Origin of the sequence: Mesorhizobium sp. M0563 (assembly GCF_040321065.1) — a bacterium.
Classification (GTDB): domain Bacteria; phylum Pseudomonadota; class Alphaproteobacteria; order Rhizobiales; family Rhizobiaceae; genus Mesorhizobium.
On the sequence record NZ_JAMYQV010000003.1, the window covers coordinates 188,806 to 208,403 of the forward strand.

The window sequence follows — 19,598 nt, forward strand, 5'->3', positions numbered from 1 at the left end:
GTCGTCAGCATGGATTGACCGGCGGCAGGCCGGCGATGAAGCGGCGCACTTCCTCGGCCGCCTGCTCGGCAGCATAAGTCACCGTGCGTACCGACGCGCCGGCGATATGCGGCGTCAGCGTCACATTCGGCAGCTGCAGCAGCGGCCAGTCGGCCGGCACCGGCTCGACGGCGAACGTCTCCAGCATGGCACTGCCGATCTGCCCCGAGACGAGCCCCTCGTAGAGCGCATCGTAGTCGACCAGCGGTCCGCGCGCGGTATTGACGAAGATCACGCCGGGCTTCATCCGGGCAATGGCGTCCTTGCCGATCAGGCCGCGCGTCTCCTCGGTGACCCGGGAATGCAGCGTGACCACATCGGAGCGCGACAGGAGATCGTCCAGCGCAACCAGCTCGACGCCGGCATTGCGGTCCTCGACGCTCAATTGCACATAGGGATCGGAGACCAGGATGCGGCAGCCGAATGCGCGCAGCAGCCGAACCAGCCTGGTGCCGATATTGCCATAGCCGATGACGCCAACGGTCATTTCGTTGAGCTCGCGGCCGGTGCGGTCGGCGCGGTAGAGATCGCCGCGCCACTCGCCCTTGCGCAAGGCTTCGTGGCCGACGCGGATCAGCCGCGTCTCGGCGAGAATGGCGCCGATGGTGAACTCGGCCACCGCGCTGGCGTTGCGGCCGGGCACATTGACCACGGTGATGCCATGGGCGTTGGCGGCAGCCATGTCGATGTTGATCGGCCCGCCGCGCGACACCGCAACCAGCCTGAGCGCCGGCAAGCGCTGCATCATGGTTTCGGAAAGCGGCGCAAGCTGGGTGACGAAGATTTCGGCATCGCCGATAAAATCGACCACCTCGTCCGGATCACCGAAATATTCCTTGACCTTGTCGAGGCCGAGCGCCGCATTGCCGAATTCCATCGGCTCGTCGGGCCATGCGGTCTCAATGGTGCGGATGTCGAGATTATCGCCGCAGGCCGCTTCGATTTTCTCGCGAAACACTTCCGGAAGCATGAAGCGGTCGCCGATGATCGCAATTTTGTTGGGCATGCTCTTCTCAATTCACGTCAGTTTGTCTGGATGCGGCCAGCGAACGCCAGACCGGCCGCAGCGCCTCATGCGCCAATGTGTAGGACGGAACAATCGCCTCGTAGGCAGCGGCAAGTTTTCGGTCGCTAGGTTCGGCCGCACGGAGCAAAGGCGTGACCCATTCACTGACGCAATCGTCCATTGATGCGTACTGGCCGACGCAGACCGCAGCAATCATCGCAGCGCCCGCAGCACCGGCCTCCTCGCGCTCGCTGGTGCGAATGTCGGCGCCGACCGCAGCACCCAGGATCTTGCGCAGAGCCGGGCTCCTGGCCGCTCCACCAGTCAGGCGGATTTCCTCGGGCAGCGGCCCCATGGCGGCGTAGCAATCGCGTGCCGCGAAAGCCAGCCCTTCGAACACCGCACGAACCATGTCGGCATAGCCGTGCCTGGACGAAATGCCGACGAAACCGGCCCTGGCATTGGCATCGACGAACGGGCCGCGCTCGCCCGCCTCGGAGACATAGGGCTGGTAGAGCAGCGAGCCTGGCTCGGACGACGATATCCACTGGTCGACCAGCGCGATCATCTCGCCATTGGTCCGCGTGATACCTTGCGAGGCGAGAATGCCGGACGCGAGGCCGAGGACCCAGTCGATGTTGAGCGTTGCCGCCATGTTCGACTGCATCTGCGCAAAGACGCCCGGTGCCGGCATGGTCATCGTGTAGCCGGTTGCAGCTTCGTTGAGCAGAACCTCGTCCGGCGTCTCGGCAAGCCGCATATGCATTCCGGTGGAGCCGATTATCGAGCATCCCGGCTTGCGCTCGCGATCGAACAGGCCGGCGCCGAGCGCCGTGCAGGCGACATCGACATAGGCCAGAACGACCGGCGTGCCGGCAAGCAGGCCGGTCGCATCGGCTGCTGTCGCCGACAGTGCGGTGCTTTGCCTGGTGCCATCGACGATGGGCGGCAGCAGATGCCTGAGATCGGTGACGCCGAGCACCTCAAGAACATCGTCGCAATAGCTGCGCGTGCGGAAGTCGCCGAAGGTGAAGGTGCCTTCGGACGGGTCGGTGGCGCGTTGGCCGGTCAACTTGAAATAAAGCCAGTCCTTGCAGTGGAACGCCGTCGCTGCATTGGCAAGCATCGCGGGCATGTGCCGCTTCATGAAGACGAATTGCGACCCCTGCTGGCAGGCAGCGAGCCCGCTGCCGGTCTTTTCGAAGCGCAGCCGGTCTTCGGGCCGCGCGCGGATCTCCTCGACGACGGCGGCAGCGCGCGCGTCGAGCCACAGCCAGCCCTTGGCCACCGGCTCGCCATCCTTGTCGATCAGCCAGGTGCCGTCGCCCTGCCCGGTCACGGCGATGGCAATGGTCCGGCTGGCGAGATCCGGCACCTTGTCGGCCAGTTGGCGCAAGGTCGTCGCGGTATCGGCCCAGGTGCGGACTAGGTCCTGCTCGGCGCCGCCACCCGGCAGTGTCTCGTATCTGTTCGGCAGCGCGGCTGCCGCGATCTGCCTGCCCGCCGTGTCGAAGGCGACGGATTTGATAACAGACGTGCCGGCGTCGATGCCGATCAGCACATCCCGCATCAGGCAAGCTCCGTGCCGTGCGAAATGGCGTCGCCGCTCGCCTGATCGAAGACGTGCAGGTTTTTTGGATCGATGCTGACCTTGATAGGCGCCCCGAGTTCCAGGCGAGTCCGGTCATGTTCGACCAGAACCAGCGAGCCGCCGGCGAAGTCGGCGGCGATATGGGTCTGGTCGCCGAGCCATTGATTGGCCGAAACCGTGGCCGGCACACCGTCCTTGGAGCGGCGGACGGCATAGGGCCTGACACCGATGACGACGCGTTGCCGGTTGAGCAATTCATCGCGAACTGGGCCGCTGAACGCGTCCTTGTCGTAGTCGAGCGAAAGCCCGTCGGGCAGCTTGAGACTGATCTTGTCGGCAGCCGTGCCGACATAGGCCTCGAAGACATTCATCGGCGGCTCGCCGACGAAGGTGCCGGTGAACAGGTTTGCCGGCCGTTCCTTGAGCCTGTCAGGCGTATCGAACTGCTGCAGCACGCCGCCCTCCATGACGGCGATGCGATCGGCCAGCGCATTGGCCTCGGTCTGGTCGTGCGTGACCAGGATCGCGGTCAGGCCACGCTCCTTGATGAAATGCTTGATGCGGCCGCGCAGCACGGCGCGAAGCTGCGGCTCGAGCTGGCCCATCGGCTCGTCCAGCAGATGCAGGTCGGCCTCGCGGATCAGCGCCCGGCCGAGGCTGGCGCGCTGCTGCTGGCCACCGGAGATCGAGCTCGGATAGCGCTCGAGAATGTCCTCGATCTCGAGCAGCTTGGCGATGTTGGCAACCTTTGCATCGACCGCACTCTTCGCCAGCCTGGCCGCCTTGAGGGCGAAGGCCATGTTCTCGCGCACGGTCAGGGGCGGATAGAGCGAATAGCCCTCGAAGGCCATTGCGACGTTGCGCCTGACCGGCGGCAACGTGTGCACCTTGCGGCCGGCAACCGCGATGGTGCCACGCGAGACCTCTTCGAAGCCTGCGATCATACGCAATGTCGAGGTCTTGCCGCAACCGGACGAGCCGAGCAGCGCCACGATCTCGCCCTTGGCGATTTCCATCGTCAGGTTCTTGACCGCATGCACACCGCGGTCGATCGGACCGTAGAACTTGTCGACGCCTGAGAGGGTGATTGCGCTTGGGCTCATGCCGCTTCTCCACTGCGCAAATTGACGACGTTTTTCGAGCCAATGCGCTCGCCGCTCGCGCGATCGAACAGCAGGGCGCTTTTGCTGTCGACGGCTATATGCGCCCTGCCCTCGGATTGGCCAGGTGTCCCGGACGGACGCGAGACCAAGATTTCACGGCCGCGCACGGTTCGCGCCAGGGTGACGATCTTCTCGTTGAGCGGCGTCTCAGCCTCGACCGTCACCGGGATGGCGCCGGGCGTGCCTTCATCAACAAACGCCAGAGCCTCCGGCCGCAGGCCGATCACGCAATCACGGCCGACCGCCGCCTCATGCGCGCCGGCAAGATGGACCTGGACGTTGGACAGGCCGACATAGATGCCCTTGGCGTCCCGCGACGGCTTGACGTCCAGAAGGTTGATGGTCGGGTCGCCGAACAGCCGGGCAATCTCGACATTGGCCGGCTCGCGATAGATCTGCTCGGGCGTGCCGAGCTGTTTGACGACGCCTTGCGACATCACCGCGATGCGGTCGCCGAGCGCCATCGCTTCCTTGTAGTCTTGGGTGACGTAGATGACGGTCGCGCCACGATCGGCGAGCAGCCTTGGCAGCTCGAGGCGCATTTCGAAGCGCAATTTGGCATCGACGTTGCGCAAGGGATCATCGAGCAGCAGCAGCGGCGGCGAGCCGACCAACGCGCGGGCAAGCGCGGTGCGTTGCTTCTGGCCGTTGGACAGCGCCCGCGGCTTGTGGCTGAGCACATGGCCGATTTTCAACAGCTTAGCGACGCTCTCGACGCCGGTCTTTATCGTGCCCTGCGATGAGTGCTTCGCCTGCAGAGGCGTGGCTATGTTGTCGAACGCCGTCATATGCGGGAACAGCGCGAAGTTCTGGAATGCCATGCCGACGCCGCGGAACTCGGCGTCGAGATCGGTCATGTCCTCGCCGCCGATGAGGATCTTTCCCTCGTCGGGGTCGATGACCCCGGCCACCAGCCGCAACAGCACCGTCTTGCCGGCGCCGGACGGTCCGAACAGGACCAGCGTTTCGCCGTCGGCGACGGTCAGCGACAGATTGTCGAGAACGGTCTGGCTTTTATAGCGCTTGACGATGTTTCGCAGTTCGAGGCTTGCCATCGGACTATCCTTTCACCGCGCCAAGCGACAGGCCTTCGACCAGATAGCGTTGCGCATAGAGAGCGAGCGCCAGGGTCGGCGTGATCGACAGCACGATCGCCGCCGAAATCTGGCCATACTGGATGCCGGAGGACGTGATGAAGGCGAGCGCGCCGACCGTCACCGGCTGCTTGTCGGCCGAGGCGAGCACCAGCGCAAAAACGAAATTGTTCCAGGCAAAGATAAAGGCGAGCAGGCCGGCAGCGGCAATGCCTGGGCCGGCGAGCGGCAGCGCGATCTTGCGGAAGGTAGCAAACCAGGAATGTCCGGCAATGCGGTAGGCGTATTCGATGTCGGCCGGTATATCCTCGAAATAGCCGCGCACGATCCACAGGATCAGCGGCAGGCAGATCAGCTGGTAGACCCAGATCAGCCCGATATAGGTATTGGCCAGCCCGAGCTTCTGGAAATAGAGGGTGAGCGGCAAAAGCACCAGCAGCGCCGGCGCGAAACGGAACGACAGCAGCGTGAAGGCAATGTCCTCCGAGCCGCGAAACTTATGCCGCGCAAACGCATAGGCGGCCGGCACGCCGAGCAGCAACGCGACGGCAACCGAGGTGACCGACAGGAAGACGGAATTCCAGAGATTGCGCATGAAGGCGATGTCGAGCGTGCCGGCCGCCGTCATCAGCTTGCCGGTGATCAAGGCGGTGTAGTTGGCGAGCGTCGGCTCGAAGACAAGCTGTGGCGGAATCCGCAGGATTGTCTCGTTGGTCTGGAATGACATCATCAGGATCCAGACGATCGGGAACATGAAGAAGATCACGACCAGCGCCAGGGCTATGCCGCGCAGGATGCGTTCGAGAAGGGAGGTATGTTCCATGCCAGCCTCCTATGCCTGGCCGCGGGCGCGTTCGCGCAGCCGCAGCCAGTTCTTGATGAAGATGTTCGAGAGGAAATAGGTGATCGCCCACAGGATGATCATCAGCGCCGCCGAGCGGCCGACATTGGTCGACTGGAAGAAGTTGAGATAGGCCTCGACCTGGAACACGGTCAGCGTGTCGCCCGGACCACCCTGGGTCATGGCGTAGATGATGTCGAACTGCTGGATGGAATCGAGCAGGCGGAACAATGTCGCCGTCAGGATATAGGGGGTTAGCATCGGCAGGGTGATGCGGAAGAACACGAAGCTGCGCGGCACGCCGTCAAGTGCTGCCGCCTCGAAGGGCTGCGTCGGCAGGCTGCGCAGACCGGCAAGCAGCAGGATCATGATGAAGGGCGTGTAGACCCAGATGTCGACAAGCACGACGGTGAGCAGTGCCGTCGAGGGCGACGAGGCCCAGCGGAAATCCTGCAGCCCGATCAGGCTGGCGAGATAGCTGAGCACGCCAAAGCCGGGATTGGTCATCAGCTTCCACATCAGCGCGGCGAGCGCTGGCGCCGTCATCAGCGGCATCAACAGCATGATCGAGATGAAGTTGTTCAGCGTCGAGCGCTTTTGCAGCAGCATGGCGATGCCGAGACCGAGAAGCAACTCGAGCACGACGGTGATGCCGGCGTAGAGCAGCGACACCTGCAGCGTGTTCCAGAACTTCGGGTCGGTGAAGAACGAGATATAGTTGTCGCCCCAGTTGAATTGCCGCGCCCAAGGCTGGCTCAATCGGTAGCGCTGGAAAGAATAGACCACCGATGTGAAGAACGGGATCAGGATGCCGATGCAGACCAGCAAGGCCGGCAAGCTAAGGAGATAGGGCAGCACCCGCTTGCTGATCCTGAAGCCCGACGGCCTGTTTCTTTGTATTGTCGCCGCAGTCATCTGCTGCTCCGTCATTCTGTTGCTTCGCCGTCCCGGCCGCCCAAGGGAGCAAGGCGGCCGGTCGGGCGAGCAGGCGGTACCGCTCGGCACCGCGTCGCAAACGTATCACATCTCAAAGGCTGACCCGCGGACGGGCCAGCCTTGGCCGCGGCTTTAGCCGAGCCCGGCTTCCTTGAGCTGGCTGTTGATGCTCTCGGCCAACTTGTCGAGGCCTTCGTCGACCGGCACTTCCTTGGCCACCATCTTCTGCAGCGTCGCCGCCCATTCGGTGGTGAGATCGAAGAACAGCGGCTGCGGTGTGAACTTGATGCTGGCGCCCGGCGCCGAGACGTCGAACATCTCGACGTAGCCCGGATAGCTCTTGTTCAGCTTCTCGCGGAACATCTCGTCGTTCCAGACCGACTGACGAACCGGATTGACGAAGTCCATCTTGGTCGCACCGAACAATGCATGCTCGGGTCCGGATGCCCATTGCATGAAGTACCAAGTGGCGTCCTTGTCCTTCGAGAAGTTGGACATCGACAGCGACCAGATCCAGATATTGGGCGTCGGCGCCTTGGCGGCCGGGTTGGCCTTGAACGCGGAAAAGGCGAGCTTGCCGGCCATCTTGTTGTCGCCGCCATTCATGAAATAGCCGAGGATATCGGCGTCGAAAATCATCGCCGACGCACCTGCACCGAGATCGGTGCCGACCTGATACCAGGTGTAGGTCGACCAGTCCTTAGGGCCGCTCTCCTGGATCATCTGCACCCACTGCTTGTGGAAAGCCTTGGATTCGGCGGTGCTCATCGCGGCCGACAGCTTGCCGTCAGCCGAGACGTTCAGGTCCTTCTGGTCGAAATTAGCGTAAGCCGACAGGAAGCCCGGGTGGATCGTTGCCCAGGAGCGCGAGCCGCGCACGCCGATGCCGTAGACGCCGCCACCAACATCCTTGGTAAGCTTCGCCGCCGTAGCGACCATTTCATCCATATTGCCGGGAACGCTGACGCCGACCTTGTCGAACATGCCCTTGTTGTAGGTGATGTTGTTCTGCTCGAAGCCCCACGGAATGCACCATTGCTTGGCGTCTTCCGAACCGAGCGCGCCGCCCGGCTGGCCGTTCCAGGCGCAAGAATTCTTGACGCCGGGCAGGAAGTCGTCCCAGGCATATTTCGGGTTGGTCTTGGCCGGATCCTTGATCCATTCGTTGAGATCGGTGATCCAGCCGGCCGGGCCGTAGGTCCAGGTCATGTAGGCGCCGGTCATGAAGGCATCGTATTCGGGCGAGCTGGCCGACAGCGCGGCGGTAACCTTGTCGAAATAGACGTCTTCGGGGAACACGTCATAGACGACTTCCATGCCGGTCAGCTTCTTGAAGTTGTCGAGGTTGGCAATCATCGCATCGGCGTACGGATGCTTGTTGAGCAGCAGCTTGATGGTCTTGCCCTTATGCGCCTGCCAGTCGAAATCAGCTGCCAGGGCGCGGGTCTGCCCGAAATTGAGCAGTGTACCGGCGGTGCTGGCGGCAAGGCCCATTGCACCGAGGCCCTTGATCAGCCCACGGCGGCCGACTTGTCCACGCAGGAACGCGTCGATGAGGTCTTTCTCTTTCTCATGCATTTCTCTTCTCCTCCACAGGGTAGTTTCAACGAAATGGTTGCCGGCTACCCGACCGGCGTCTGTTCCACGAGCGATCGCGCCGTCCGCTCGTCGGTTATCAGGCCTTTGAGATAGCGGCCCTCCAGCACTGACTTGATGGCGCGAACCTTCACCTTGCCGCCGGCGACGGCGACAATCCTGCGGTTGCTGATGTCTTCGCGCGCCAGTGCCAGCGCCCGGTCGGAAAGCGTCGTCGCGACGGCCTTTCCGGCATCGTCGAAGAAATGGCCGAGCAGTTCGCCGACGCCGCCGTTGCGGCGGATCTCCTCCATCTCGCCCTTTTCGATCATGCCGGTGGCGACAAGCGAGGCCTCACGCTCGGCGGTGCCAATGCCGGCAATGAGCAAGTCGGCGGTCTTGGCGAGGTCGAAGACATCGCTGACGCCCTTCTGCCCGAGCAGCACCGTTCGATCCTCGACCGTGTTGGCGAACATCGGCACCGGCATCACATAGGCCTCCGCGCCGGTCCGTTCGGCGACGCGGTGGATGACGTCATGCGGATTGGCGGAGAACTTGCGCGTCAGGCCGCCAAGCAGCGAAACGAAACGGATCCTGCCGGCCGATATGCGCGGCAGATATTCGACGCAGGCGGCAAGCGTGCGGCCGTGGCCGACGCCTATCAGCGCCTCCTCGCCGCGTTCGATCTCGCGCTTGAGAAACTGCGCGCCGGCAATGCCGAGCGCCTTGAGCGGCAGGTCTTCGGCATCGAAGTCCGGGACCACCTCGCAATAGTCGAGGCCGTAACGGCCGGATAACTCGTCCTCGAGTTCCACGCATTCTGAGACTTCGCCATCGATATAGACTTTGACCAGGCCCTCCTGATTGGCCTTGGTGATGAGGCGGTGCGCCTTGAGGCTGGTCAGGCCGAGCCGCTTGGCGACTTCCGACTGGGTCAGGCCGCCGGCATAGTGAAGCCAGGCAGCGCGGGCTGCCATCCCGGTCTCATCGTCGCGCAGCAGGCCGTTGCCAAAACCAACCATTTCCGCCCTTTGATATTTTTATCAGTTGCTGTAAAATTTTTCACAAGGCGCCGTCCGAGTCAAGCAACCGCTGCGTTTAAATCTCCGTCCGGAAGCTTGCCGGCCCGGGGCCGAACAGGGCCGCGCGAACCAACGGGCAAGAAGCAACACCGATCGCTAGCATTTAAAACGTTTGCAATTTCGCTTGGACTGATTACAAACGTTTCAAACTTCGTTCGAGAGGAACGATGCCGGGCCGCGTTACCACCCTCAAGGAACTAGCCGCACAGCTCGGCCTGTCGATCACCACCGTTTCGCGCGCCCTTGCCGGCCACGAGCAGATCGCATTGAAAACGCGCCAACGTGTCACCGAGGCCGCGCGCCAGGCCGGCTATGTGCCGAACACGGCAGCCCGCACGCTAGTCTCCGGCCGCAGCGGTTTTGTCGGCATGGTGCTGCCGATCCGTGGCCCCAATCTGGTCGATTCCTTCCTCGGCGAATTCGTCACCGGGCTCGGCGAAGGGTTGGTTTCGCACGGCTCCGACCTGATCCTGGCCGCAGCGGCGCAGGGCCAGTCGGAACTTTCCGTGCTTCGCCATGTTGTCGAATCCGGACGCGCCGATGGGGTCGTCGTCACCCGCATCGCCGAGGTCGACGAGCGGCTTGCCTACCTGCGTCAACGCAATTTTCCGTTCGTCGCGCATGGCCGGCTGCTCGACGGTGACTTTGCCTATCATTGGCTCGATACCGATGGCGCGCACGCATTCGGCGAGGCCTTCGACATGCTCTACGATCTCGGACACCGCCATTTCGGCCTGGTGACGATTTCCGAGCCGATGACGTTTCGCCATCTCAGGCAGGATGGGCTCGCTGCCGCGATCGCCCGCCGAGGCGATCCGTCGGTCAGGCTCGATGTGGCGACGGCACCGCGGTTCGATCGCGGTGCCCGCATCCAGGCAATCAACCGGCTGCTGCACGCCACCGAGCGGCCGACAGCCATTGTCGCGCTGTTCGACGAGCTGGCGCTGACGGTGATGGAAGAGGCTGCCCGAGCCGGCCTTGCCATTCCTCGCGACCTTTCGGTGATCGGCTTCGACAACATAGCCGCCTCAGCCTATGCGCCGCCGGGGCTAACCACTTTCGACGCCTCGATCCGCCAGTGCGCGCGCGAGATCGGCGAGATGCTGCTGACCGTCATCGGCAACAGGCCGGACGCGCCACTGACGCGGCTGGTCCGGCCGACACTTGTCTCGCGGGCAAGCCATGGCCCGGCACCCACAAGACAGAACTGACGCCCGCTTCGCGGCGCAACCCAGGGAGGAAGATGACGATGAATGCTTTGCGGATATTGGCCGGCGCCGTGCTGGCGCTGTCGCTCGCTGCCGGTGCAGCGCAAGCCCAGCAGGTGTTGTTCTGGTCGACACAGGCGCGACCTGTGGAAGAGACGCAAAAAATGCGCGGCGAGGTGCTGAAGGGGTTTGATGGCCAGGTCGACTATCAGGTCGCCGAGGACGGGCCTTGGCTCACCCGCCTTCAGGCCGAACTGCAGGCCGGCTCCGGCACCATAGGCGTGCTCGGCGGCCTGCACGGAGACTTCTCCACCGTCGGCGCGGACCTTGTCGATCTCTCTGGCGTCGATCTCGGTGGCGTCAAGGTCAACGAGACCTATAAGAAGCTCGGCATGCTCGGCACCGGCGAGCAGAAGTACCTGCCATGGATGCAGGCCACCTTTCTGATGGCGGCCAGCAAGCAGGCGCTGCAATATCTGCCGGCCGGCACCGATCTCAACACCATCACTTATGACCAACTGATCGAGTGGGCGAAAAACATCGCTGAAAAGACCGGTTCGCCCAAATTCGGTTTTCCGGCCGGCCCGAAAGGGCTGAAGCACCGTTTCTTCGAGGGTTTTCTCCTTCCATCGTATACCGGCTCGATGGTGACCAAGTTCCGCTCGGCGGAGGCCGAGACGGCGTGGAACAAGTTCAAGGAATTGTGGCAATACACCAACCCGAATTCGACCAACTATGCCTTCATGCAGGAGCCGCTGTTGACCGGCGAAGTCTGGGTGGCATTCGATCACGTGGCGCGCCTCGCCGACGCCTTCAACCAGAAACCCGATGACTTCGTCGCCTTCCCGGCGCCGGCCGGCCCGGCAGGCCGCGGCTACATGCCGGTGGTCGCCGGCGTCGCTATCCCGAAGACCTCGCCCGACATGGACAAGGCCAAGGCACTGGTCGCCTATATGCTGAAACCGGAAACCCAGATCGCGACGCTCAAGGCGACAAACTTCTTCCCCATCGTCGACGTCAAGCTGCCCGACGACATGCCGGCCTCGGTGAAGGCCTTCAGCCCAGTGATCGCCACCATGACCGGAGCCCCGGATGCGCTGCCGGCGCTGCTGCCGATGGGACTTGGCGGCCTCGGCGGCAAGTTCAATCAGATCTACACCGACAGCTTCGAGCGCATCGTGCTCGGCGGCGAGGATGTGCACGGCGTGCTCGACGAACAGGCGACGGCGCTGAAGGCGATCATCGACCAGGCGAAAGCGCCGTGCTGGGCGCCCGACAAACCATCGCAAGGCGCCTGTCCCGTCGATTAAGAATCCTCCCCGGGCGTCCGGATTTCCAGCGCGCCGGGCGCCCACCCCTTTTGAAGCTTCGAATAGAGAGAGCTCCATGCACGGCAAGGCCCTGCCCTATCTGCTGCTGACGCCGGCGACGCTGTTCCTTTGCGTCTTCTTCCTCTATCCGTTTGCGCTGGTCGCCTTCGAGGCGTTCACCCGCGACGGCGGCTTTACGCTCGACAATTTCCGCACCATGACCAGCAGCTGGAAATTTCCGGTCACGGTTCGCAACACGCTGCTTCTCAGCGCCGTCGTCGTGCCCATCCAGCTGGTCATGGCGCTGCTGATGGCAACGATGGTGTCGCGACTTGCGGCCGGGCGCAGCGCCGCGCTTTATATCTTCGCTATTCCGCTCGGCATCTCCGATCTCGCCGCTGGGCTGATCTGGCTCGCCATCTTCGACCAGTCCGGCTTCCTCAACACCTTGCTCTCCAATCTCGGCGTCATCGACAGGCCGGTCATGTTCCTCGGCTACCAGAGCAAGCTGACGATCTTCATCGCCGTGGCGCTGGCCGAGATCTGGCGTGCGACCGCCATCATGATGGTCATTCTGGTCGCCGGCATGGGGCTCATCCCCCGGGAATATTACGAGGCGGCGGAGGTTTTTGGCGCTAGTCCGTGGAAGCGCTTCATCAAGATCACGCTGCCTCTGCTGCGCCCCAGCCTGCAGACGGCGATCATCCTGCGCGTCATCCTTGCCTTTGAGGTCTTTGCGGTGGTTGCAGCACTCGGCGGCACCAATCTGCCGGTGCTGATGGGCGAGACCTACAATTGGCAGTTCACGCTGCAGGACCGCAATGTCGCCGCCGCCATGGCGCTGTTCATCCTCGCCATATCGATCGGTTTCACGCTGTTCTTCCTGCGGGTGCTGCGTGTGCCGAAGGAGGCGCGGATATGAGCACGGTGGAGCTGTCGATCGCCGCGCCTGAGGCCCGCAAAGCCGGCAACTGGTTGCTGGTCGCCACCGTCATCCTGCTTTGCATCTGGGTGCTGCTGCCGATCTATCTGTTGATCGTCAACGCGCTGTCGTCGCCGGAAGAGGTGACCGCCTTTCCCAAGCGCTTCTTCCCGTCATTCGATTTCGGCAGCCTTTCTTTCTTCATCAATTTCGCCGGCGTCGCCAGGGCGCTGTGGAACTCCGTTCTCGTCGCCACGCTGACGATGCTCCTCTCGATCGGCTTCGGCGCACCCGCGGGCTACGCGCTGTCGCGCTTCGAATTCCCGGGCAAGGAAACGTTCCGTTTCCTCGTGCTGATGACCCGCGCCTTCCCACTGCCGCTGCTGGCGCTACCGCTGGCGGTGATGTTCATCCGCACCGGCCTCGACGACACCGCGATCGGGCTGGCGCTGGTCCACACCACGCTGGCGCTGCCATTCGCGGTGCTGATCACGTTCTCGCTCTTCTCCGGCATTCCAGTCGAGCTGGAGGAAGCGGCCTGGACGCTCGGCTGCACGAGATTGCAGGCATTCCGAAAAATCATTCTACCGCTGGCGCTGCCGGGCATCGCGGCGTCGGCGGTATTTGCCTTCACCATCTCCTGGAACGAAGTGTTTGCCGCCGCCGTGCTCACCATCGAGAACCGGACGCTGACCGCCTTCCTGCTGCAGAGCCTTGGCGAATCGCCGCTCTACCTCAAATTCGCCGGTGGCGCGGCACTGGTCATCCCGGCGCTGATCTTCATCTTCACCGTTCGCAAATATCTGTTCGCCATGTGGGGGATCGCCAACCGATGACGCGCACAAAAGAGAACGCCGATGGCTGAGATCGCCATCAAGCAGGTCGCAAAACGTTTCGGTGGCTTCACCGCGCTGCATTCGATCGACCTGACCATCGCCGACCAGGAATTCATGGTGCTGCTTGGCGCCTCGGGTTGCGGCAAGACCACGCTGCTGAGGATCGTCGCCGGGCTGGAAACGCCAAGCCAGGGCGAGGTCTGGATCGGCGGCCGTCGCGTCGACCATCTGCCGCCGCGCGAACGCGGCATCGCCATGGTGTTCCAGAATTACGCCGTGTTTCCGCACCTGACCGTGTTCGAGAACATCGCCTTCGGCCTGCGCATGAAGAAGCTGCCGCAGCAGGAGGTCGAGGGGCGCGTCAACCGCACCGCGGAGCTCATGCACATCGAGCAGCTTTTGAAGCGCTATTCGGGCCAGCTTTCCGGCGGCCAGCGCCAGCGCGTGGCAGTCGCTCGGGCACTTGCGATGGAGCCGGACGTGATCCTGATGGACGAGCCGCTGTCGAACCTCGATGCGCTGCTGCGGCTCGAAATGCGCGCCGAGCTCAAGGGCGTGCTCGCCGCGTCCAAGACCACCACCATCTATGTCACTCACGATCAGGTCGAGGCGATGAGCCTCGCCGACCGCATCGCCGTCATGCATCAGGGCCATATCGTCCAGGCCGCCTCGCCGGTAGAGGTCTATCGCAATCCGGCCGCACGCTTCGTCGGCTCCTTCATCGGCAACCCGCCGATGAATTTCATCCTGGCGACGAAGGCGGCAGACGGCAGCTGGACCGTCGCCGGGCTGACGCTGCCCGGCCCCAAATCGGACAAGCAGACGATAGAATTCGCCATTCGCCCCGAGGATGTCGACACCGGCACCGAAGGGCTGCACGCCACCGTGCGCGTTGTCGAGCCGCTCGGACCGCACACGCTGGTCACCTGCGATGTCGAGGGCGGCCTGTTCCGCGCCATCCTCGAATCGAATGCCACGGTCGCCGTCGGCGATCACCTGCGGCTCTTGCCCAAACCCGACCGCATCCGCTGGTTCGACCCCGAAACCACCAACGCGCTTTGATCCAAACGCCCTTCGATCCTGAAAGTACGACCGCCCCATGATATCTCTTGCTGTCGACGAAACCATCGCCCGCGCCGTAGAGGTGCTCAGGGAAAACGACCAAGGCACCTACACCATACCGACCAAGGGCCTCTACCCGTTCCAGTGGAACTGGGATTCCTGCCTGACCGCGCTCGGTCTTGCCCACTACGATGAGGCTCGAGCCTGGACCGAGATCGACACGCTGTTCGCCCACCAGTGGCCGGACGGCATGGTACCGCACATCGTCTTCCATGTCTGGAGCGACGGCTATTTCCCGGGACCGGAGGTCTGGCGGACGGACCGCCCGACCGCCACCTCGGGCATCACCCAGCCGGCGGTCGCCGGCTTTGCCGTGCGCCGCTTGTTTGACCAGGCCAAGGACAAGACGCTGGCGGCCGAGCGTGCCCGGGTGTTGCTGCCGAAAATCGATGCCTGGCACCGCTGGTTCTACGAAAACCGCGACCCGAACGGCGAAGGGCTGGTCGCCATAATCCACCCATGGGAGTCCGGTCGCGACAACTCGATCGACTGGGACGAGGCGTTTGAGCACGTGCCGACCGAAGGCGTCGAGCCCTACACCCGCCGCGACATCCTGCACGCCGATCCGGCGCATCGTCCAACCAAGGCACAGTATGACCGCTATATCTGGCTGCTGCAGCATTTCCGCGGGCTTGGCTGGGATAATGCCAGGCTGCACGATGCCTCGCCGTTCCAGGTCGTCGATCCCGGCTTCAATGCCATTCTGATCCGTTCCGCCGCCGATCTTGCCGATCTCGCCGAGGCACTTGGCGAAACCGAAATCGCAAAAGCCAACCGCGCCCGTGCCGAAAACGGGCTTTCGACGATGGAACGGCTGTGGAGCGACACACATAGCCAGTACATTTGTTTCGACCGAGTGGCCGGAAAGCACGTTGACAGCGCGTCGGTCGGCGGCATTCTGCCGGTGTTTTCGGCTATTCCGGAAAGCCGGGCAGCGGCCATCGCCGCAACGATCGAGCGCATCGCCGGCAAAGCGCGTTACATCGTCCCCTCGCACGATCCTGGCGATGCGCGCTTCGACGCCAAGCGCTACTGGCGCGGCCCGGTCTGGCTGGTGGTCAACTACATGATCGCTAATGGCCTTGCCGCCGCCGGCCACAGCCAAATCGCACAACGGATCACCCAGTCCAGTCTCGACCTGATCGCCGAGAGCGGCTTTGCCGAATATTACGATCCCCTCAGCGGCGAGCCGCTCGGCGGTAACCGTTTCACCTGGACCGCGGCAATGGTGATCGAGTTTTTGAAGGGTCGAGGCTGAAGGCCGGCCACGACTGGCAGTCCCGCGTGGGTTTGACAAACAGCAGTCCGTGTCTATCGTCCTGCCTGTTACAGGAGCGGCGCATGACGACACCATCCGTGAGCGCTCTGTCCCCACTGACCGGCGAACTCCTGTCGCGGCTGGAGAAGCGGCTGGACCGGTCGGCGATCGTTTCGGCCGATGAGGCCGGGCCGCGTTACAGGGAAGACCCCGACGGCAAAGCCGGCGTATCGCCGGAGTTCGTGCTGCGTCCACGTAGGGCCGGCGAGGTGTCGGACATACTTCGCCTGTGCAACGAGGCCGGACAGAGGCTTGTCATCCAGGGTGGCCGGACCGGGCTCGCCGGCGGCGCTCGCGTCCAACCCGGCGAAGCGGTGCTGTCGCTGGAGTGTATGACTTCCGTTGAAGCCCTCGACCGTGAAGCGGCAACCATCATCGCCGAGGCCGGCGCGCCGCTGCAAACGGTGCAGGAAGCCGCCGATGCGGCCGGCTTACTGTTCGGCGTCGACATCGGAGCGCGCGGCGCGGCGACCGTCGGCGGTAATGTCGCCACCAATGCCGGCGGCATCCGCGTGCTGCGCTACGGCATGTACCGGGCGCAGGTGCTTGGCCTGGAAGCGGTGCTTGCCGACGGCGGCATCCTGACCTCGCTCAAGGGTTTGGCGAAGGACAATTCCGGCTATGACCTCAGCCAATTGTTCATCGGCAGTGAGGGCACGCTCGGCGTGGTCACCCGCGCATGCCTGCGGCTGCACCCGAAGCCGGCCACCGAGATCAACGCCTTCTGCGCGCTTGCTTCGCTCGACGCTGCAATCGCGCTGCTGGCGCTGCTCAGGCAGAAACTCGGGCCCTCGCTCTCGGCCTATGAGGTGAATTTCGCCCCGCTCTATGGCGCCATGATCGCCGGCATGGACGCGCCGGCGCCGCTGCCCGCGGGCTCGCCCGTCTATGTGCTTGCCGAGATACAGGGCAGCGAGCCCGACCGCGACGGCGAACGCTTTGCCGCGACGCTGATGCAGGCGGTCGAGGAGGGCGTGATCGACGACGTGGTCGTCTCGCAATCGCCGCGCGAATTCCGGGCGCTCTGGGCGGTGCGGGAGGAGGCCAACCGTTTCCTGTTTTCGATGGCAGGCCTGATTGGCGTCGATATCAGCATCCCACTGGCGAGAATGGCGACTTTCCTGGACGAAACAGAAGCAGCCATCAAGGCCGTCGACCCCGGCGCCGACATCTACGTCTTCGGCCATCTCGGCGATGGCAATCTGCATTACCAGATCCGCACGGTGGATCCGGCAGCCGCATACGGCACCGTCTACCGCGGTGTGGCCGCCGCCGGCGGCGGCGTTTCGGCCGAACATGGCATTGGCCTTGACAAGAAGGAGTGGCTGCATCTGGTGCGCAGCGATGCAGAGATTGCGGCCATGCGGCGCCTGAAAGCAGCCTTCGACCCGAACAACATCCTCAATGCCGGGCGCATCTTCGACCTTGCGACGGGCTGAAATCGAAGGCCGGTAGCGCTGGCCGGGTGCTGCCTCTATCTGGTCACGCCCTTCAATTTCGCATGCACCACCGCGATGCGGGCGGCGAGCGCGGCGTTGTTGCGGACCAGCGCGATGTTGGCCTTCAGGCTGCGGCCTTGCGAAAGCTCGTTGATGCGGGCGAGCAGAAACGGCGTCAGTTCCTTGCGCCCGATGCCGCGCTGCTCCGCTTCGGCTACCGCCGCTGCGATCGTGCCGTCGATGAATGCCGGATCGAGCGCGTCCGCTTCGGGGATAGGGTTGGCGACGAGAATGCCGGTGCCGGATTCCATCTCGTCATGCAGCAGCATGGCTCGCGCGATCTCGTCGGGGGTATCGAGGCGATGATCGGCCTTGAGCCCGCTGGAGCGGGTGTAGAAAGCCGGAAAATCATCACTCCCATAGGCGATCACCGGCACACGCTGGGTTTCCAGATATTCCAGCGTCTTCGCAATATCGAGGATCGACTTGACTCCGGCGCAGACGACAGTCGTGCCGGTTTGGCCGAGTTCGGTCAGGTCGGCCGAGATGTCGAAAGTCGCTTCGGCGCCGCGATGCACGCCGCCGACGCCGCCGGTCGCAAAAATGCCGATGCCGGCGAGTGCCGCGATCCGCATCGTCGCCGAGACGGTGGTTCCGGCCGAGCCGCCGTGCACCATGATGGCGGCGAGATCGCGCCCGGAAGCCTTGACCACGCCCTTTGCCGCTGCCAGCTCTTCCAGTTCACGGTCGTCGAGGCCAACCTTGATCTTGCCGGCGACCACCGCGATCGTGGCGGGCACAGCGCCGTTTTCACGCACCACGGTCTCGACACCACGAGCAGTCTCCAGATTGGCCGGATAGGGCATGCCGTGGGTGATGATCGTCGATTCCAGCGCCACCACCGCGCGGCCTTCATCAAGCGCAGCAGCGACTTCATCGTTCAAGTGGACAAGGGAAGGTTTCATATCATCTCGCTTTCAGGCAGGAATGCGGTACGTGCCGGCGGCAAGGAAGCGCGGCGACAGATCGGGGTGGACGCTCGATTCGCTCTCGGTGGTCAGCGTGGCGAGCAGCGCGCCGGTGCGCGCGGCATGAGCGACCGGATCACCCGAAAGCACCTTGTACAGAGTGCCGGCGATCATCGCGTCACCGGCGCCGGTGATGTCGACGGGCTGGGCCGGGACGGAGTGCATGGTCGTCACACCGCTCTCAGTCGCAACGGCAAATCCATGCGCGCCTGCGGTTACGATCACCGCGCTGGCGCCGGCCGCGCGCAGCGCTGCTGCTGCTTCCTCCGGCGTCAGCCGCTTGTCGGCATCCGTTATGCCGAGCATCGTATTGGCCTCGTCATGGTTGGTGAAAAGAAGGTCGATGCCGGTCAGGTCCTTCGGCGGCCGCGCTGATTTCGGCGACGAGACCGTGTCGACGGCGAGCTTGAAGCGCGCGCCCTGCTTGCGCGAGATCAGTGCTGCGATGGTCGAAGCCGGCAGATTGCAGTCGATGAACACCCATGTCGCCGAAGCCAGATGCGGCCAGAAGCGGTCGAGATAGGACGACGAAAACAGATCGAAGATCTCCATGTCGGCAATGCCGAGCACGAGATCATTGTTGCGGTCGAGGATCGCCGCATATTCGGCCGTCGGCCGTTCCGTGGTGGTGATGACCTGGCTGACATCAGCGCCAAGATCGCGCAGGTGCCGCACCAGCGAGCGGCCGGTTTCATCGTCGCCGACGATCGAGACGAAGCTTATGTCGACGCCGAGGCGGGCAAGGTTTTCGGCGACGTTGCGGGCGACCCCGCCGAAGCTGCGATAGCCGTCGACCGGGTTCGACGTCTCGAAAATCAGATCCTTCTTGGCGTGGTATTTGCGGTCGAGCACCGCGCCGCCGACGCAGACCATGCGCTTGGACGTCGGCAAGACGTAACCACGGCCGAGAATATAGCCCTTGTTGACGAGTTGCACGATGTGGGCCGCGACCGTCGAGCGGGCGATGCCGAGCGCCGTTGCTATGTCCTGCTGGCCGGCGAATGGGTTCGCCGCAATGAGGTCGAGAACCGCTTGTTCCTGTGCTCCAAGGTCGTCCATTGTCCCACCCGGCCGTCAAATTCGAGGCT

17 protein-coding genes are annotated in these 19,598 nt (G+C 63.6%); 7 read left to right on the forward strand and 10 right to left on the reverse strand.

Annotated elements, in window-relative coordinates; all coding sequences use genetic code 11:
* Nucleotides 1–4: 4 nt before the first annotated feature.
* The 8 genes from NKI50_RS06215 to NKI50_RS06250 form a co-directional block, all read right to left on the reverse strand.
* Complete coding sequence (locus NKI50_RS06215; protein ID WP_023716729.1) at nt 5–1,045, reverse strand: 2-hydroxyacid dehydrogenase; 1,041 nt, start codon at nt 1,043–1,045, stop codon at nt 5–7.
* Nucleotides 1,046–1,052: 7 nt separating this feature from the next.
* Nucleotides 1,053–2,615: an FGGY-family carbohydrate kinase gene (locus tag NKI50_RS06220; RefSeq protein WP_023716728.1), complete on the reverse strand. Its 1,563-nt coding sequence runs from the start codon at nt 2,613–2,615 to the stop codon at nt 1,053–1,055.
* On the reverse strand, nt 2,615–3,739 hold the full coding sequence (locus NKI50_RS06225; RefSeq protein ID WP_023716727.1) for an ABC transporter ATP-binding protein: 1,125 nt from the start codon (nt 3,737–3,739) through the stop codon (nt 2,615–2,617). Before NKI50_RS06225 ends, NKI50_RS06220 begins: the two co-directional genes overlap by 1 nt.
* Complete coding sequence (locus NKI50_RS06230) at nt 3,736–4,854, reverse strand: ABC transporter ATP-binding protein (protein WP_023716726.1); 1,119 nt, start codon at nt 4,852–4,854, stop codon at nt 3,736–3,738. Before NKI50_RS06230 ends, NKI50_RS06225 begins: the two co-directional genes overlap by 4 nt.
* Before the next feature lie 4 nt (nt 4,855–4,858).
* Nucleotides 4,859–5,716: a carbohydrate ABC transporter permease gene (locus tag NKI50_RS06235; RefSeq protein WP_023676025.1), complete on the reverse strand. Its 858-nt coding sequence runs from the start codon at nt 5,714–5,716 to the stop codon at nt 4,859–4,861.
* 9 nt (nt 5,717–5,725) lie between these two features.
* Complete coding sequence (locus NKI50_RS06240; protein WP_023716724.1) at nt 5,726–6,649, reverse strand: carbohydrate ABC transporter permease; 924 nt, start codon at nt 6,647–6,649, stop codon at nt 5,726–5,728.
* 153 nt (nt 6,650–6,802) lie between these two features.
* The gene (locus tag NKI50_RS06245; RefSeq protein WP_023716723.1) at nt 6,803–8,248 is read right to left on the reverse strand and encodes an ABC transporter substrate-binding protein; all 1,446 of its coding nucleotides are present in this window, start codon (nt 8,246–8,248) and stop codon (nt 6,803–6,805) included.
* Between the two features lie 44 nt (nt 8,249–8,292).
* A complete protein-coding gene (locus NKI50_RS06250) occupies nt 8,293–9,267 on the reverse strand; it encodes a sugar-binding transcriptional regulator (protein ID WP_023716722.1) in 975 nt (324 codons plus the stop codon).
* Nucleotides 9,268–9,494: 227 nt separating this feature from the next.
* Here NKI50_RS06250 and NKI50_RS06255 point away from each other — a divergent pair, with 227 nt between their 5' ends.
* The 7 genes from NKI50_RS06255 (at nt 9,495) to NKI50_RS06285 (ending at nt 17,482) form a co-directional block, all read left to right on the forward strand.
* Nucleotides 9,495–10,538 (forward strand): LacI family DNA-binding transcriptional regulator, encoded by a 1,044-nt coding sequence (locus tag NKI50_RS06255; protein WP_023716721.1) that lies wholly within the window; start codon nt 9,495–9,497, stop codon nt 10,536–10,538.
* Between the two features lie 38 nt (nt 10,539–10,576).
* Nucleotides 10,577–11,845 carry an ABC transporter substrate-binding protein gene (locus NKI50_RS06260; RefSeq protein WP_031193325.1) on the forward strand — a complete coding sequence of 423 codons (1,269 nt, stop codon included), beginning with the start codon at nt 10,577–10,579 and terminating at the stop codon, nt 11,843–11,845.
* Nucleotides 11,846–11,921: 76 nt separating this feature from the next.
* On the forward strand, nt 11,922–12,767 hold the full coding sequence (locus NKI50_RS06265) for a carbohydrate ABC transporter permease (protein WP_023716719.1): 846 nt from the start codon (nt 11,922–11,924) through the stop codon (nt 12,765–12,767).
* Nucleotides 12,764–13,603 (forward strand): carbohydrate ABC transporter permease, encoded by an 840-nt coding sequence (locus NKI50_RS06270; protein ID WP_023716718.1) that lies wholly within the window; start codon nt 12,764–12,766, stop codon nt 13,601–13,603. The genes NKI50_RS06265 and NKI50_RS06270 overlap by 4 nt, the downstream gene beginning before the upstream one ends.
* 21 nt (nt 13,604–13,624) lie before the next feature.
* Complete coding sequence (locus NKI50_RS06275; protein WP_023716717.1) at nt 13,625–14,665, forward strand: ABC transporter ATP-binding protein; 1,041 nt, start codon at nt 13,625–13,627, stop codon at nt 14,663–14,665.
* A 37-nt stretch (nt 14,666–14,702) separates the two neighbouring features.
* A complete protein-coding gene (locus NKI50_RS06280; protein ID WP_023716716.1) occupies nt 14,703–15,983 on the forward strand; it encodes an amylo-alpha-1,6-glucosidase in 1,281 nt (426 codons plus the stop codon).
* 83 nt (nt 15,984–16,066) lie between these two features.
* Nucleotides 16,067–17,482 (forward strand): FAD-binding oxidoreductase, encoded by a 1,416-nt coding sequence (locus NKI50_RS06285; RefSeq protein WP_352715813.1) that lies wholly within the window; start codon nt 16,067–16,069, stop codon nt 17,480–17,482.
* A 35-nt stretch (nt 17,483–17,517) separates the two neighbouring features.
* On the opposite strand, the gene NKI50_RS06290 is transcribed toward NKI50_RS06285, so the two are convergent.
* On the reverse strand, nt 17,518–18,447 hold the full coding sequence (locus tag NKI50_RS06290; RefSeq protein WP_023716714.1) for a pseudouridine-5'-phosphate glycosidase: 930 nt from the start codon (nt 18,445–18,447) through the stop codon (nt 17,518–17,520).
* Nucleotides 18,448–18,459: 12 nt separating this feature from the next.
* Entirely contained in the window at nt 18,460–19,569 is a 1,110-nt protein-coding gene (locus NKI50_RS06295) for a carbohydrate kinase (protein WP_023716713.1), read from the reverse strand.
* Between the last annotated feature and the right edge of the window lie 29 nt (nt 19,570–19,598).